Genomic DNA, 14,687 nt, shown 5'->3' with positions numbered 1-14,687 from the left:
CGGCGACGCGGTGACGCACCGTCCAACGATACGGCCGCCCCCCACCCTGCGGATCAAGGAACCCAACCCCCTTCCTCCCGAATGCTCGATTCACTCCCCGACGCAGCCACCACGCCTTCACAACACCGCCCCCCGTTGACACCCACGACGCCCTTCCTTCGCCACCACCCACCGTCAGCGGACGGTCCGCCTCGGCGCGCGACCCGATCGGCGTTTGGACATGTCTCTGTCTGGGAGCGGGTGCCCCCTCCTTGTGCCCTGAAAGCAGCCCGGCCACTGAGGCCGGTGGCTTCAAGCGAGGCGGCTTCGGGCTGGCGGACGGCCGTGATGTGGCTGGCGAAGAGGTCGTACCGAAATCGCCGACCAGGGCGGGCCGGCGGAGGGTGTCGGCGCCGACGTGGTGGCCGCGATGGGCCGGGTCAGGAGTTGTCGATCTCGCGGATGATCTGGCCGCCGAGTTCGCGCTGGATGAGGGCCATCCCGTTCAGCTCCGCCTCGCTGCCTTCGGCGTCGGCGTCTCCCTCGGGGTCCACCTCGTCGCTCTCGTCGAGGGGAGGCGGCTCCGGAGGAGGCGCGTCGTCCATGGGCGGCGGCACGGGGCTGGGGGCGGCGGACGGCTTGGGCGCCGAAACGCTCCACGGGCCCGGGTCCGATGCGGCGGGCGCAGCAGGGGGCGGGGGCGCGGGAGGCGGCGCCGGCTCGGCGGGGCCACGAGACGGCATGGACGCCGCCGCGCCGCTGAATCCGGCCGCCGGACCCGACGAACCGCCTTGCAGGCCGCCGGGCCGTCCCATCGCGGGACCGCCGCCGCGTCCGCGAGGCGGAGCGGCACCGGCGAGCACCGTGTCGATGCGCCAGTCGACGCCGAGGCGCTGCTTGAGGACCTCGCGGAGCACCGCGTCGCGGCCGCCGTTGGTGAAGTTCGTCCGCGCGCCCTCGGCCTCGAAGGACAGGGTCAGCAGGTTGCCGTCGAGCGAGATCGGCTGGACGCCCGACATGATCGCCATCCAGGCGACCCTGCTCCGCTGCTTGACGGCCTCGACGATGTCCGGCCACATCCGCTGCACCGCGGAGACGTCCTGCCCCCCGGCGGCCGCTGCCGGGGCCACGACGGGCGCGGCGGACGCTGCCGTGGGCGCGGGCGCGGGTGACGCGGCGGCGGGCCGCGGGGCCGGCGCGGCACCCGGACCCGGACGGTTATCCACAGAACGTCGTTCAGCTTCCGTCCCACCGGGCGCGGAAGGGACGCTGGACATGGCGGCGCCGCCTCGGGGGCGGGTCTGGGCGGGGGGCGTCTCCGCGCCGCCGCCCGGAGTCATGGGGGCGGCGCCGCTCGACGAGACGGGAGGTGCGGTCGCAGGTGCGGCAGACGCAACGGGCACGCCGGCGGCGAGCTGGCGTTCGAGACGGTCCAGGCGGGCGAACATGGAGGACTCGTCCGCGTACGCGGCGGGCAGCAGGATGCGGGCGCACACCAGCTCCAGCAGCAGCCGGGGCGAGGTCGCCCCCCGCATCTCGGTCAGGCCGGTGTGCAGCAGGTCGGCCGCCCGGGTCAGCTCCCCCGGGCCGAGCGCCTCGGCCTGGCGCCGCATGCGCTCAAGCTCGTCCGGCGCGGCGGTCAGCAGCCCGGTGCCCCCGGCCTCCGGCACGTTGGACAGGATCACCAGGTCGCGGAGGCGTTCCAGCAGGTCGGTGGCGAAACGGCGCGGGTCCTGGCCGCTTTCGATCACCCGGTCCAGGGCGGCGAACACCGCGGCGCCGTCGCGGGCGGCGAACGCGTCCACCACCTCGTCCAGCAGCGCCGAGTCGGTGTAGCCGAGCAGTGAGACGGCGCGGGCGTAGGTGATGCCCTTCTCGTCCGACCCGGCCAGCAGCTGGTCCAGGATCGACAGCGTGTCCCGGGCCGAGCCCGCGCCCGCCCGCACCGCCAGCGGGAGCGCGTTCGGCTCGTACGGCACGTTCTCCTGCTGGAGGATCTCCTCGACCAGTTCCTGCAGCACTCCCGGCGGGATCAGCCGGAACGGGTAGTGGTGCGTCCGCGACCGGATCGTGCCGATGACCTTCTCGGGCTCGGTGGTGGCGAACACGAACTTCAGGTGCGGCGGGGGCTCCTCGACCAGCTTGAGCAGGGCGTTGAAGCCCTCCCGGGTGACCATGTGCGCCTCGTCGATGATGTACACCTTGAAGCGCGCCGACACCGGGGCGAAGAAGGCGCGTTCCCGCAGGTCGCGGGCGTCGTCCACGCCACCGTGCGAGGCGGCGTCGATTTCGATCACGTCGATGTGGCCGGTGCCGGTCGGGCCGAGCGCGACGCACGAGTCGCACTTTCCGCACGGGTCGGGCGTCGGGCCCTGCTCGCAGTTCAGCGACCGGGCGAGGATGCGTGCACTGGACGTCTTGCCGCAGCCGCGCGGGCCGCTGAAGAGGTAGGCGTGGTTGATCCGCCCGTTGCGCAGCGCCTGCTGGAGGGGCTCGGCGACGTGCTCCTGCCCCTTGAGCTCGGCGAACGTCGCTGGCCGGTACTTGCGGTACAGCGCCAGACTCATCGGGGGTCCGCCCTCCTCGAGAAGCAGAGCGTCAGAAGCGAAAGGACCCCCCGCACACCCGCCAGAGCCTGCTTATCCTTGCTGCCTTCCGGCCCTGGGGAGGTTCACAGGATGACGCCGTGCGAGGGGTCTGCCCAGAGTCTATGGCATTCCCGGAGTGACGGCTGCACGCTCGCCGCTCCTCGTCCCCGCGTAGGCTCATCCGTCATGCCCCCTCAAGCCTCCCAGCCGCCCCTGCTGCACATCGCCGAACGCCGCCACTGGGAGGCGGCCCGCGCCGGCGGCGCGGCCTACACCATGTCCACCCGAGGCCGCACCCTTGAGGAGGAGGGGTTCATCCACTGCTCCTCCGACATGGACCAGGTGCACGGCGTGTTGTCCCGCTTCTACGCCGACCTGGACCCGGCGGAGCTCCTCCTGCTGGTGATCGACGTCGCCCGGCTGGACGCTCCGGTACGCCACGAACCCGTCGACGGCGCCGTTTTCCCCCACGTCTACGGCCCGATTCCGCTCTCAGCCGTTATTGATGTCCGATCAGTGCCCGAGACCCGGTAGGCTCTGCGGCGGAGGATTCGCCTAGTGGCCTAGGGCGCACGCTTGGAAAGCGTGTTGGGGGCAACCCCTCGCGAGTTCGAATCTCGCATCCTCCGCCAGCCTCACCAGGCACAACACGACGAGGGCGGCCCCACCCGGGGCCGCCCTCAACGCGTTCAGTCTCAGTTCCAGTCTCAGTTGACCAGGTGGCGGGGCGTCCGCCCACCGCACCGTGCGGCGAGCGGCCTCACCCTCACTTCATGATCTTGTGGAGCACCCCCACGGCGGTGACCGCCAACGCCGCACCGGCCGGCACGCTGCCGCGCGACGTCGCTCCGGATGGTGCATCGTCGCTGGTGCGGCCGGGACGGCCTCCCGCCCAGTCAGGGGTCCAGGCAGGCAGGCCGCGCTCGTTGAAGGCGTGAATCACGGCGCGGACGGGGTCGTCGTCCGCGATGACCAGCCGGGCGAATCGCCCGGGGTGCGTGTCCCCGACACCGACGCCGTGTGATCAACGCCTGGCGGCCCGGAGCGAGTTGTGCTTGTCCGGTCGCACGATCCGCTGCAGCCGGCGCTCTTCGTCCTCGGTCGACCGTCGTGCCCTGACCGGCTCTGCCAGCAGCGCTCCTTGCCCCTCGACGGCAATCTGTCGTTATCGAAGGTGAGGCCGATCAAGCCACCCGTCCCGGACCCGCTCCGGTGGGTCCCGAATCCGGCGAACGTTCATCCGCACTAGGGCGGGGTTGGGGGTATGGCTGGGGGCCCGTGAGGAGGTTTCGCGGGCCCGGCAGCGGTAGTGTTCGGGGTTTTCCTGCTTGTTCAGGGAGTTTGGGCCAGGGGGGCGACGGTGCGCATGGTTTCGAAGTTGGCGCGGTACTGGGCGTAGACGGCCTTGTTGTTGAGGGTCAGCAAGGTCTCGTCGTTGCGGCGCAGTGAGGTCTCGTTGTAGTTGTGGCTGCCCGTGATGACCCGGCGGGCGTGGGAGTCACCGTCGTACGAGCCCTCGATGAGCAGGTACTTGGAGTGGATCCGGCCCGGCAGGGCGCTGCCGCTGCCCAGCGTGCGGACCTCGATGCGGGGGGACGACAGCAGCACCTGCTTCACCTCGTCGTCGACGACGCCGTAGACGACGCTGACCGAGCAGCCTTGGGCGGCCATGTCGCGCAGGCGTTCGGCGATGGCGACGCGGTAGGCGTCCCATTCGGACATGCCCACGCGGATGGCCGCCCCATCCCGGCAGGAGACCTTGTCGAGGTGCTCCACGATCGGGTCGCCGTCGGCGCGCGGGAAGAACTGGGCGCGCACCGAGCCGCCCGCTGATCCGGTGGTGACGACGCGGTTGTAGTCGAGGGTCTTGCGCTCGGCGGCCAGGTCGTCGAAGTAGGCGCTGTAGGCCTGGTAGAGGCGGCGGTTGCCGGTGATGGTGACCGCGTTGTTCCAGTAGGTGGTGGAGTTGAGGTCGGTGATGTTGGCGGAGGACTGGACGACCACGTCGGCGGCGCCGCCGGCGCGGGAGAACAGGTAGAACTTGTTGTGCTGGCCCTTGTTTCCGATGCAGGCCGCAGTGCCGCCGGAGGGCGGGCCGGAGCACACGTGGAGCCAGGAGCCGGCCGAAGTGTCCGTGCCCAGTTCGGCGGCCAGTTGGGCGGCCACGGCGCTGCCGCGGGTGTCGCCGTCCACGAGCACCTGGACCTTCACGCCGCGTCTGTGGGCCTTGATGAGCTCGTTGGCGAAGTCCCTGCCGGACGCGCCGGACATGACGAACTGGGCGACCCGGATCCGTTCGCCCGCGGGCGTCTGGTGGACCAGGGCGCAGATCCGGCCGAGCACCGCCGTCGGGTCGCCCCCCACCGGCTCGTTGAAGACCGCGCCCGTGACGGCCGGAGCGGCCGGAGCGGCCGGCGCGTCCGCACAGGCCGTGGCGGTCGTGGCGGCCGCCGCGGTGGCGTTCCCGGTGAACGTCGCGGCCGTCAGAGCGGCGCCGGCGATCAGTGCGGGCAGGGACCTGCTGGACATGAATCACTCCTTCGTCGGGCGGCTGCTCCGGGCATCGCCGGTAGCGCTGTCGGCTCCGGTGATGTGGTCGGCCGCCAGATGGCCGGTGCGGCGGTCGAGCAGCACCGGCCCTCATTTCGGGACCGATCTTGGGCCCGTCAAAAGCGTGTCCGAAAACGGTGAACTGACGGCGGGGTCAACGGCGGAGGAACACCTCCCGACAGGGAGATCTCCCGTCGGTCCTCGACGCTCGGGGGAACTGCTTACTCCGGACGGACGGACTGCTGGCTACGAGCGCTGGCCTGCTGTCCCGGCGGAGGGGCCCTCGTCGGGCCCCCTTGCGCCCGGGGCTGTGATCAGGGGCGTTGGGGTTGACCAGATGGTCACCTCCGGGTGAGCCGGGCGGTTGCGGCGTCTTCTCTCGTCCCACGGGACGCCGTAGACTCAGGGGAGTGATCTTCAAGGCGGTCGGCGAGGGGCGGCCCTATCCGGACCACGGCCTGACGTCCCGGGACTGGGCCCGGATCCCGCCGCGCCAGGTACGCCTTGACCAGCTCATCAGCACCAAACGAGAGCTGGATCTGCAGTCGCTGCTGGCCAAGGACTCCACGTTCTACGGGGACCTGTTCCCGCACGTCGTCCAGTGGCAGGGCGAGCTCTACCTGGAGGACGGTCTGCACCGCGCCCTCCGCGCCGCCCTGCATCAACGTCTGGTCCTGCACGCCCGCATCCTCGACCTCGACGCCCGCTGAGCCCCCGGACATCCCCAGCCGTCGTGGGCTCCAGGGGGTTCCGTAACGGACGAGGCGCCTGCGGCCGCTCGGATCGAGTACTCGCGTCGACGCCGCAGGCGTACGCCCACCTCTGTGGAGCTGTTCCTCCGCCCCGGCCCAGGTCCACGCCCAGCGCGGCCATCAGGTACGGCACGCCCGCCGCGTACATGATCAATAGTGTCGGCCAGCATGGTGCCGACCGTGCGGACCGGGGTGCGGTCACCGCAGCGCTCGGCCAGCCGGCCCACCACGTACCCCAGCGACGGCGACCCGGTGCCCGAGGCGCCGCGGACGGACGCCGTCATCGCTCCGCTCGCCTGGCCTCCGTGCGGCGGCCTTCACACCGGCTCGGGGCGGTCAGGTGAGCGAGAAGATCGTGTCCTGGGTGTACCAGTCCAGCTTCTTCGTGGCGAACTCCCACTCGTCGTGCTCGACCTGCAGTTTGTCGATGAGCTGCTGGACGTCGTACCGCAAGTCCTCGTTCATCCGGTCCAGGACGGCGCGGTAGGCGTAGGCGTCGGCGGCGGGCTTGGCCTTGGCGAGGGGCAGGTGGCCGATGGCGGGGTAGCCGTCGATCGAGTGCGGGAGGAACGGAACGCGCGCGAGGACCAGGCCGGGCATGCGGCTTGGTCTCGGGCTCGCGACCGCGACAGTGTCTGTGTGGAGACGGGTGCTCAAGCCGCGCCGAGGGCGCTGAGCTGATCAACCCCGCCAGGGTGCGGCCGCCCGTGTGGGCGCCGCCTCCGTTCACCGGGCGGTCCGGGGTCGTGTCCGCTGACGGCACCCGTTCCGCGGGCGGGCATTACGGGCGGCCCGCGACGCTGAACCGCTGCGCCCTGCGGCCCGGATCGGTAACGGCCATGACTGGGGCGGCGCCCGCCGCCGGGCGGGGCTGGCCGACGAGGGCGCCGCCGCAGTGCTGCTCCTTGGTGCACTCGGCCGCCGAGTCGGTCGTGTACCGGCCGGGGACGGCGTTCGCTGTCGGCGGGGTGTGGGAGTCGGAGTCAGCGGCTTGCGGTCGGCACGTCCTCGGGGGTGGAGACCGCGGGAGAGGTGGAGGCGGCCAGGCGTTCCGGGTCGGCGGGGTTGGAGTGGACGAAGGAGGGGCGGGCCGCCAGCAGGCCGAACACGATCTCCGGGACGACCAGGGCCAGCATCAAACCGAGGGGGACGTTCCAGCCGCCGGTGGTCGTGTGCAGGACACCGACGACCAGGGGGCCGGCTCCGGCCAGCAGGTATCCGCCGGTCTGGGCCATGCCCGACATCCGGGCCGCCACGGACGGGGTCGCGGACCGCAGGCTCAGCAGGGTGAACGCCAGCGGGAACGCGCTGCCCGTGCCGAGGCCGAGCACCGTCACCCACAGCCAGCCGGCGTGCGGGGCCGCGATCAGGCCGCCGAGCCCCACCACCATCGTGACGGCGACGGCCAGGACGAGGGGGCGCTGGTCGCGCATGCGGGCGGCGGCCATGGGCACGAGGAGTCCGAGCGGGATACCGATGATCATCATGACCGAGACCATCATCCCGGCGGTGGCGGGCGCGTAGCCCTGGGCCCGCATGATCTCCGGGAGCCACGACATCAGGACGTAGAACATCAGCGAGGCCAGGCCCATGAACAGCGCCACGTACCAGGCGAGGGGGACGCGCAGCAGCGAGCCCTCGGTGGAGGTGCGGGCGTGGGGCGAGGGCCGTTCGGTGGCGTTCGCCGTCTTCCGCGTGAGGGGAATCCAGGCGAGCGCTGCCAGTAGGGACGGGACGGCCCACACGGCCAGTGCGAGGCGCCAGCCGCCCGCGTCGTTCAGGGGGACGGCAAGGGCGGCGGCGATCGCGCCGCTGCCCGCCATGAGCATCATCGCCATGCCGGTGAGCGCGCCCAGGCGGCGCGGGAAGACGTTCTTGATGACCGCCGGGGTGAGGACGTTGCCCATCGCGATTCCCGCGCCGGCCAGGATCGTGCCCGCGAACAGCGCCGGCTGCGCGGGGACGATCCGCAGCACGATGCCCGCCGTGATCAGGACCAGCGACCCGGTGATCGCGACCTCCGTGCCGAGCCGGCGGGCCAGGGACGGGGCGAGGGCGGCGAAGATTCCCAGGCACAGGACCGGCAGCGTCGTCAGGACGCTGACCTCGACGCCGGACAGGCCGAGGCTCTCCCGCAGGTCGCCCAGCAACGGTGTGACGCCGGTGATGGCGGCTCGCAGGTTGACCGTCAGGAGGACGAGTCCGATGAGGGTCCAGATCGCGGTGAGACGGGAGATGCGCGTGGTGGAAGTCATTTCGCCTTCGTCACGAGAGGGGGGAATGCCAGGTGGTCAGCGCGAGGGGCTGGCGGCATCCGCTGGCACGTTCCAAGGAGCGCGGGGAGCGGCGGCCGCGCCGCCTGCGGTCAGACGTCGGGGCGGGCGGTCGTCGACCGGATGATCTCGTCCAGGCACGAATGCGTGGCCTGCGCCGCAGCCTGGGCGTCCCCGGCCTCGATGGCGGCCGCGATCGGGCCGTGCGGGACGTCGGTGTGCTCCATCAGCGTCCCGGCGGCGCCGATGCTCGCCCGCAGGGCCGCGCTGAAGTCGCGGTAGAGGTCGGTGAGGACGCGGTTGTGCGTGGCCTCGACGACCGCGGTGTGGAAGGCCAGGTCGGCCTCGACGAAGACGGCGTGATCGCCGGACGCCCACGCGGCGTCCCGCCGGGCGAGCGCGGCGGCGATCGCGGCGATGTCGGCGTCGGTGCGCCGGGCGGCGGCCAGCCGGGCGGCCTCGACCTCCAGGCCGCGCCGCACCTCCAGGATCTCGGCCAGTTCGGCGGCCTGCAGACGGCGGCGCACGGCGCCCGACATCTCGCTGGTCGCGCGGACGTAGGTGCCGTCGCCCTGGCGGGAGTCCAGCAGCCCGGCGTGCGTCAGGGCGCGCACGGCCTCCCGGACGGTGTTGCGCCCGACCCCGAGGCTGGCGGCCAGCGCCGGCTCGGGCGGAATCTTGGCTCCGACCGGCCACGCGCCCGCGGTGATCTCACTCCTGAGCTGCTCGATCACCTGGTCGACCAGGGACGAGCGGCGGGCGGTGCGCAGAGTCAAGGTCCCCCCAACGACGCGGCGGCGGATCAGCCGGACATCCAGTCATCCTACGTCTGGTGGAAACGTTGCCAGGCACGCCTGTATTCCGCGTCTTTCGCGGACCTGGCGCATCGCCTGGGGGTGTCAGACCTTCCTGAGGTCGCAGTCGGCGGTCTGGGGACGGGACCGGCGCAGGCCCGCGGCCTCCAGCGCCTGCCTGTACGCGGCCGCGGCGGACTCGCCCTCGCCGAGGGTCTCGAACAGCTCGCCCAGCTCACGGTACAGATGCGCGGTGGGACGTCCGGCCGGCAACCCCTCCAGCTGACTCGCCGCGGCACGCAGGACGACCAAGGCGGCCGTGCGGTCCTGCTGCGCGATGCGGGCACGGGCCAGCACCAGACGCGCCTGCGTCGTCTTGCGAACGCGGCGTACCGCGTCGGGCCCCGGCCGGGGCGTCAGCGGAAGGTCGGCCGACGTCGGCGGCGCCGACAGGGCCATGCCGGTGTCGAGGAACTCCTCCAGGTCCGTGATCGCCTCGTCGGGGCGGCCGAGCGCGACCAGGGCGCGCGCCCGTTCGATCGTGCTCTCGCTGGCCTCGGCGGACGGCAGCCGCCCGGTGTCGCCGAGCAGTTCGAGCGCCTCCTCCGCCGCCTGCCCGCTGACCTCCGCGGACACGCCGACGGCCCCCACCAGACCCCGGCCCGGTGTCGTGATCTGCCCCGGAGTGGCGGACTGGGGCTCGGCGGCCGCCGCCGGGGTCGAGAACGGCATGACGCCGCGCAGCAGGGCCTTGGCGGCGGCCAGGTTGAGCCGCGACCGCGCCAGCAGCGACGTACGGCCGGCACGGGACGCCAGCGCCTGATCGGCCAGGTACAGCGCGTCGCCGACCGCGCCCTCCTCCAGCGCCCGGGACGAGGCCCGCTGGTAGTGCGCGCTGGGGTGGTCGTCGTCACCGGCGGCCGCGTCACCCAGCCGTCCGCCCACCAGTGCCCGCCCCAGCGCGTGCGCGCGGTCGGGATCGGACCGGTCCACATACGCCAGCAGCAGGATCCGGCCGATCTCGGTGTGCTCCTCGCCCACGGTCAGCCCGAGCAGCCGCAGCCGCGCCAGCGTCCGCTCGCCGAGCGCGATGGCCTGGCCGAGGTCTCCGACGGTGTGGTAGCAGCGCGCCAGCGCGATCACGGGGGGCAGCCAGCTCGTCCGGCCCGGGTCGCGTTCGGCCTGTTCGCGCAGCTCCTCGAACAGCGCGATGGCCTCCTCGGTGCGTCCCAGCTCCTCCAGCGCCCGGGCGCGGCCCCAGCGGGCCCGCGCGGTCAGCTCGGGGTCGTCGCTGCGCGCGATCACATCGTCGAACCCGGCCGCCGCCGTGCCCGCGTCGCCCGCCAGCAGCGCCAGCTGCGCGTGCCGCTCGCGGACCTCCAGGTGGGCGCGCTGCTCCGGCTCCACGCCCTCGGCGAGGTACTCCGGCGTGCAGCCGAGCCGCTCGGCCAGCATGCGCAGGACCGTCGGCGTGGGCGTCCGCTTCCCGGACTCGATCAACGAGATATAGCTGTCTGAAAGGTCGTGACCGGCGAGCTGTGCCTGCGAGAGGCGTCTGGTGAGCCGCAGGTTGCGGACACGTTCGCCGACGTTGCCTGGACCCGGCATGTGAACTCACTTAGCGGAAGTAATCAGGCGGCTGGGGTGCCGACATGATTGCACATTGCGGGTTAACGCACATCGAGAGTAACGAAGCGCCAGGGGTGCGATCATCCCCCTCGGTCCTGGCGGCTGATTATGGGCCTGCGGGTGTCGCCGGCCGTGGCCGCTCCCGCCCGCGCGCCGTGGCCGGTGGACGCGACGGCGCCGCGCGCGGCGACCCCCTTGTCGTCGCGGGAGGCGTCCACGCGGGTCGGCCCGGCCCCGCCGCACGTCACGGGGTGTGCTCCGGCCCGCGAACGTCCCATGTGACGATCACAATAGCGGGTGCCTATCACAATATCCGGCATCACGGTCAAAGATCATTGATTCGGCGCGGCGGACCGGTCCGGGCCGCCGAACGCTCGGTCGTTCGCGCAGGCCACCGCCGGCTCCGGCGGTCCGCGGAGGGTCGCGGCGTACGCGGCGCACGGGCGACGGCGTGCGGGTCGGCGTGCACGGCGGGGCCGGGCGTCATGGCCGTTTCGCAGGCGGGTCACGAAGTTGTTGGACGAAACGTCCAGCGACCTTGAGCGCGGCCTTCACCCGTCCTCAACTCGGAGGGTCACCGCCCGGCCGCGGAAAGCCCGGAACGGCCACGGCACCGCTGATTCCGCAGCCGCGAAATCCCGCATGGCGCCCGGGATTGCCCTCCCCTTCCCGGCCCGCCCGGTCTTCGCGGAAATCCCCTCCTCCGGCACCCGTCCGGCAGCGCGGGCGCCGCCCTGTCGGTGCCTGAACCGGACGGACCCACCCTGGACCGCGCCCCGGAACGACGGGATCCTCAGTCGCCGTTCTTGTTGGGGAAGATCATTTCGCAGACTTCGAGGTACAGCTGCTCGGGGTAGGGCAGGTAGTCGACCGTGCGCAGGGCCTGGTCCTGACCGGCCGACTCCAGAACGAACTCGCCGTACCCCAGCATCCGACCGACGATCGAGCGGCGGAAGCTCATGTCCGTGACCTTGGCCAGCGGCATCATCGCGACCTTGCGGGTGATCAGGCCGGTGGTCAGCAGCATCCGCTGGTTGGTGATCACGAAGTAGTCCACCGACCACTCGGCGACCCGCCAGACGAACCACGCCAGCAGCGCCAGCCAGGCCCACCAGATCCAGCTGATCACCCCGCCCGCGTCGCTGGCCACCGTGTTGCTCAGCACCCCGGCCACGATCAGGCCGCCGAGCACCAGGCCGACCGGAAGCATGAGCACGGCGGGGTGGCGGCGTACGGTGATCACCTGCGTCTCGTGCGGCAGCAGGTACTTGTTCACCGACGCCGGAGCGGAGTCACCGGGCGTCACCAGCCTCATCGGGGCCTCAGGCGAGTTCGGTGACGAAGGTGGCCAGGGAGTCGGCGACGGACGCGATGCCGCTCGCCGCGTGGTTCACCGACTGCGCCGCGCCGCCGGGCTCCCGAATGACATAGAAGGCCACAAAGGCCATGGCGGCCCACGTGACGTACTTCTTGGCGGGCACTACTGCCTCCCGGAGCGCGACGACCCACAGACCCCTGGTCAGTTTCGCACAGCCGCGACCCCGGGCAAAGCATGCTCAGGGTGCGTTCCCTGTGGCGCTGCGTGGCGTGTGCGGCAGATCGGCACGACGGTCGTCATGTCTTCGCTCCTCGCCGTCGTCGGGTGGAGGCATGGCCCGTCCGTCGGGCCGCCGCTCGACCCGGTGGCGGCCCCGCGCGTCGCCGGCCGCGGCCCCGTCAGCGTCGTGACGCGCCTCCGTGTCGTGCCCTGTCCCCTGACCGGGCTCGTGCCCGTCGGCTCGTTCGGCCTCGCGGCGTTCGGCCTCGCGGCGTTCGGCCTCGCGGCGTTCCGCTCTGCGGCGCTCGGCCCGCTGCTTCTCCGCCGCCACCATCGCGAGCACCTGCAGATGCTTGCGTGCGATCTTCTCCACCAGGCCGGGCGCGGCCGCCCCGGTGACCTCCTGCGCCCCGTAACGGGCCGCGGCCACGCACCGCGTCACCGTCTCCGGAGGATGCACCCCCACGAATTCCTTTTTCAGGCGGTCGCCGATCTCCTCGTAGACCGACGGCTCGCCGTCCCCTTGGTGAGCCATCACGTTTCCTCGAGACTCGCTCACACCGCCCCGGTCCCGTTACCCATCCCCTGTGCGCCAGGGCGGTGGAGGGGAACGATCAGCACGTTCCGTAGCACCTTACTACCCACGGTGATTCTCGGCGGAACATCGAGAGTTCCGGCACACAGCCGAACAGTCCCGCAATGGCCCCACGCCCCACGTTCACCGCCCCATCCCTAAGCAATCCACTTCGCGTCCAGCGGCAAAGGCCCGACGCCCCCATGGCAGACGCATCGGGACAGAGGCATCAGCCACAGAGGCAGGCCCATGCCGCGTGGATGTGCGGCCGGCGCGGTATGTCAGGGGCGGTGGGTCGTCAGACGACGCCGTAGAGGCGGTCCCCCGCGTCGCCCAGGCCGGGGACGATGAAGCCCTGCTCGTTGAGGTGGGAGTCGACGGCGGCGGTCACCACCCGGATGGGCGCGTTGGTGCCTTCGAACACCGCTTCCAGGTACTTGAGGCCCTCAGGGGCGGCCAGCAGGCACAGGGCGGTGACGTCGGTCGCGCCGCGGTCGATCAAGAGCTGGATCGCCGCGGCGAGGGTGCCGCCCGTGGCGAGCATGGGGTCGAGCACGTAGCACTGGCGGCCGGACAGGTCGTCGGGCAGGCGCGTGGCGTACGTCTGGGCCTGCAGCGTCCCCTCGTCCCGGATCATCCCGAGGAACCCGACCTCGGCCGTCGGCAGCAGCCGGGTCATCCCGTCCAGCATCCCCAGTCCGGCCCGCAGGATGGGCACGACGAGCGGCTTGGGGCTGGCCAGCCGCACGCCCGCCGCGTCCGCCAGCGGGGTCTGCACCGTGACCTCGGCGACGCGCACGTCCCGGGTGGCCTCGTACGCCAGCAGGGTGACCAGCTCGTCGGCCAGGCGGCGGAACGTGGGCGAGTCGGTTCGCACGTCCCGGAGCGTCGTGAGCTTGTGCGCGACGAGCGGATGATCCACGGCGAGGGTCTGCATGGGCACACGGTAGCCCACACCAGGCGATTTGCCGGACATCCGCCGCGAGCGGATACGAGCCCGGTGAGCTGGGCAGTATGGGGCTATGAGCCGCGATCGCAACCAGCGGCCGGGGGACGCGGCCCCGGCCCGTGAATCCGTCCCTGACCCGCCCGGAGGGGCCCGGGCCGAGAACGCCCCGCAGGCCCGGGCCGAACACCGCAGGGCCCCTCGGGCACAGACGCTGTCCCCTCGCGACGCCGAGTCCCGGTCCGGATGGCCCGCCGACGGCCCCGGAACCGAATCGGCCCCGCCCCGTCCGGACGCGGTCGGCGACGCGCAGATCGCCGCGGACGCCGGAACCGCACAGGACGCGCGGGACGTTGAAGCCATGGGGGAAGCCGAAACCACCGAGGACACCCAGGCCATGAGGAACGGGCAAGCCGCAGAGGAAGTCCCAGACGACGACGGGGACGTCCGGGGCGCCAGGAACGGCGACGCCTCGGCCGACATGACCTCCCACCACGACATGACTCCCGAGCAGGTGCGCGAACACCTCCGCCGCCGCGCCATCTTCCTGCGCGAACTCGCCGAAGCCCGCGAACTGCGCCGCCGCGTGACCCCGCACCGCTCACGCCGGGCCCGTATCCACGCGGCTCTGCGGCGCCGCACCTTCCGTCTCCACTGAAACGGACCCGGATTCCGGGTCACGAACCCGCCCAGGCGGACGACGACGCACCGCCCTGCTCCCTCCGGCCGGTATCCCGTCGTCCCGCCCCACCACAACCAGAGCGCCGGGTGATTCGATCGCCCTCGCCCGGCGCGCACGCCCCGCCACAGAGCATTCCGGCCGTCTCCGCGAGTACCGGGCGCCGGTTGCCGGCCGCCCGTCCCGCCAGAGACGGCGAAGCCGGACATTGTGTGATAACCAGCACATCCGGCACTGGGAACGGGCCCGTGCGCCCGGGTGGCCGGCCCCGGCAGCGGCGGCCTGAGAACGTCATCCTCCCGGCTCGACGGGATGTCGCCGTCCGGCGGCTGTCGCGGGCGAGGTCATGTAGGCCGATGACGGGCGTCGCGAGGGCTTCTAGCTGT

The 14,687-nt window shown here is 72.2% G+C and carries 12 protein-coding genes, 1 tRNA gene, 1 other RNA gene and 1 pseudogene; 4 read left to right on the top strand and 11 right to left on the bottom strand.

Annotated elements, in window-relative coordinates; all coding sequences use genetic code 11:
* Nucleotides 1-419 precede the first annotated feature (419 nt).
* Nucleotides 420-2,546 (bottom strand): DNA polymerase III subunit gamma and tau, encoded by a 2,127-nt coding sequence (locus tag ABZ801_RS02980; protein ID WP_360691950.1) that lies wholly within the window; start codon nt 2,544-2,546, stop codon nt 420-422.
* A gap of 38 nt (nt 2,547-2,584) precedes the next feature.
* Nucleotides 2,585-2,680, bottom strand: an RNA gene (ffs, locus tag ABZ801_RS02975) — signal recognition particle sRNA small type.
* 73 nt (nt 2,681-2,753) lie between these two features.
* Between ffs and ABZ801_RS02970 the strand changes: the two genes are divergently transcribed.
* Together ABZ801_RS02970 and ABZ801_RS02965 are read left to right on the top strand one after the other, a co-directional pair.
* Complete coding sequence (locus ABZ801_RS02970) at nt 2,754-3,101, top strand: DUF952 domain-containing protein (protein ID WP_360691947.1); 348 nt, start codon at nt 2,754-2,756, stop codon at nt 3,099-3,101.
* A 10-nt stretch (nt 3,102-3,111) separates the two neighbouring features.
* Nucleotides 3,112-3,199, top strand: a tRNA-Ser gene (locus tag ABZ801_RS02965).
* 700 nt (nt 3,200-3,899) lie between these two features.
* Here ABZ801_RS02965 and ABZ801_RS02960 read toward each other — a convergent pair.
* Entirely contained in the window at nt 3,900-5,096 is a 1,197-nt protein-coding gene (locus ABZ801_RS02960) for a phospholipase D-like domain-containing protein (protein WP_360691944.1), read from the bottom strand.
* Between the two features lie 431 nt (nt 5,097-5,527).
* Between ABZ801_RS02960 and ABZ801_RS02955 the strand changes: the two genes are divergently transcribed.
* Entirely contained in the window at nt 5,528-5,827 is a 300-nt protein-coding gene (locus tag ABZ801_RS02955; RefSeq protein WP_360691941.1) for a type II toxin-antitoxin system VapB family antitoxin, read from the top strand.
* A 378-nt stretch (nt 5,828-6,205) separates the two neighbouring features.
* Here ABZ801_RS02955 and ABZ801_RS02950 read toward each other — a convergent pair whose 3' ends face one another.
* The 8 genes and pseudogenes from ABZ801_RS02950 to upp all read right to left on the bottom strand — a co-directional run bounded on the left by ABZ801_RS02950 (nt 6,206) and on the right by upp (nt 13,613).
* Nucleotides 6,206-6,469 carry a hypothetical protein gene (locus ABZ801_RS02950; RefSeq protein ID WP_360691938.1) on the bottom strand — a complete coding sequence of 88 codons (264 nt, stop codon included), beginning with the start codon at nt 6,467-6,469 and terminating at the stop codon, nt 6,206-6,208.
* Nucleotides 6,470-6,852: 383 nt separating this feature from the next.
* A complete protein-coding gene (locus ABZ801_RS02945) occupies nt 6,853-8,124 on the bottom strand; it encodes an MFS transporter (protein ID WP_360691935.1) in 1,272 nt (423 codons plus the stop codon).
* Nucleotides 8,125-8,234: 110 nt separating this feature from the next.
* The gene (locus ABZ801_RS02940) at nt 8,235-8,918 is read right to left on the bottom strand and encodes an FCD domain-containing protein (protein ID WP_360691932.1); all 684 of its coding nucleotides are present in this window, start codon (nt 8,916-8,918) and stop codon (nt 8,235-8,237) included.
* 123 nt (nt 8,919-9,041) lie between these two features.
* Complete coding sequence (locus ABZ801_RS02935) at nt 9,042-10,544, bottom strand: helix-turn-helix transcriptional regulator (RefSeq protein WP_360691929.1); 1,503 nt, start codon at nt 10,542-10,544, stop codon at nt 9,042-9,044.
* A gap of 814 nt (nt 10,545-11,358) precedes the next feature.
* The gene (locus ABZ801_RS02930) at nt 11,359-11,880 is read right to left on the bottom strand and encodes a PH domain-containing protein (protein ID WP_344958280.1); all 522 of its coding nucleotides are present in this window, start codon (nt 11,878-11,880) and stop codon (nt 11,359-11,361) included.
* A gap of 7 nt (nt 11,881-11,887) precedes the next feature.
* Complete coding sequence (locus ABZ801_RS02925) at nt 11,888-12,046, bottom strand: hypothetical protein (protein ID WP_344958278.1); 159 nt, start codon at nt 12,044-12,046, stop codon at nt 11,888-11,890.
* Nucleotides 12,047-12,415: 369 nt separating this feature from the next.
* Nucleotides 12,416-12,637: pseudogene (locus ABZ801_RS02920) on the bottom strand (hypothetical protein); the annotation flags it as partial.
* A gap of 337 nt (nt 12,638-12,974) precedes the next feature.
* Nucleotides 12,975-13,613, bottom strand: a complete 639-nt coding sequence (gene upp, locus ABZ801_RS02915) for a uracil phosphoribosyltransferase (RefSeq protein WP_360691924.1) — start codon at nt 13,611-13,613, stop codon at nt 12,975-12,977.
* Nucleotides 13,614-13,983: 370 nt separating this feature from the next.
* Between upp and ABZ801_RS02910 the strand changes: the two genes are divergently transcribed.
* Complete coding sequence (locus ABZ801_RS02910; RefSeq protein WP_344958274.1) at nt 13,984-14,280, top strand: hypothetical protein; 297 nt, start codon at nt 13,984-13,986, stop codon at nt 14,278-14,280.
* The last annotated feature ends 407 nt before the right edge of the window (nt 14,281-14,687 follow it).

The sequence above is a fragment of the Actinomadura sp. NPDC047616 genome (assembly GCF_040642915.1).
GTDB classification, from domain to species: domain Bacteria; phylum Actinomycetota; class Actinomycetes; order Streptosporangiales; family Streptosporangiaceae; genus Spirillospora; species Spirillospora miaoliensis.
This window is presented reverse-complemented; position numbering and strand designations above follow the sequence as displayed.

Bases quoted from the DNA above. Each gene is read 5' to 3' on its own strand.
- ABZ801_RS02930 (WP_344958280.1), bottom strand. From the start codon at position 11,880: ATGAGGCTGGTGACGCCCGGTGACTCCGCTCCGGCGTCGGTGAACAAG.
- ABZ801_RS02910 (WP_344958274.1), top strand. From the start codon at position 13,984: ATGGGGGAAGCCGAAACCACCGAGGACACCCAGGCCATGAGGAACGGG.
- ABZ801_RS02950 (WP_360691938.1), bottom strand. From the start codon at position 6,469: ATGCCCGGCCTGGTCCTCGCGCGCGTTCCGTTCCTCCCGCACTCGATC.
- ABZ801_RS02970 (WP_360691947.1), top strand. From the start codon at position 2,754: ATGCCCCCTCAAGCCTCCCAGCCGCCCCTGCTGCACATCGCCGAACGC.
- ABZ801_RS02935 (WP_360691929.1), bottom strand. From the start codon at position 10,544: ATGCCGGGTCCAGGCAACGTCGGCGAACGTGTCCGCAACCTGCGGCTC.
- ABZ801_RS02960 (WP_360691944.1), bottom strand. From the start codon at position 5,096: ATGTCCAGCAGGTCCCTGCCCGCACTGATCGCCGGCGCCGCTCTGACG.
- ABZ801_RS02980 (WP_360691950.1), bottom strand. From the start codon at position 2,546: ATGAGTCTGGCGCTGTACCGCAAGTACCGGCCAGCGACGTTCGCCGAG.
- ABZ801_RS02945 (WP_360691935.1), bottom strand. From the start codon at position 8,124: ATGACTTCCACCACGCGCATCTCCCGTCTCACCGCGATCTGGACCCTC.
- upp (WP_360691924.1), bottom strand. From the start codon at position 13,613: ATGCAGACCCTCGCCGTGGATCATCCGCTCGTCGCGCACAAGCTCACG.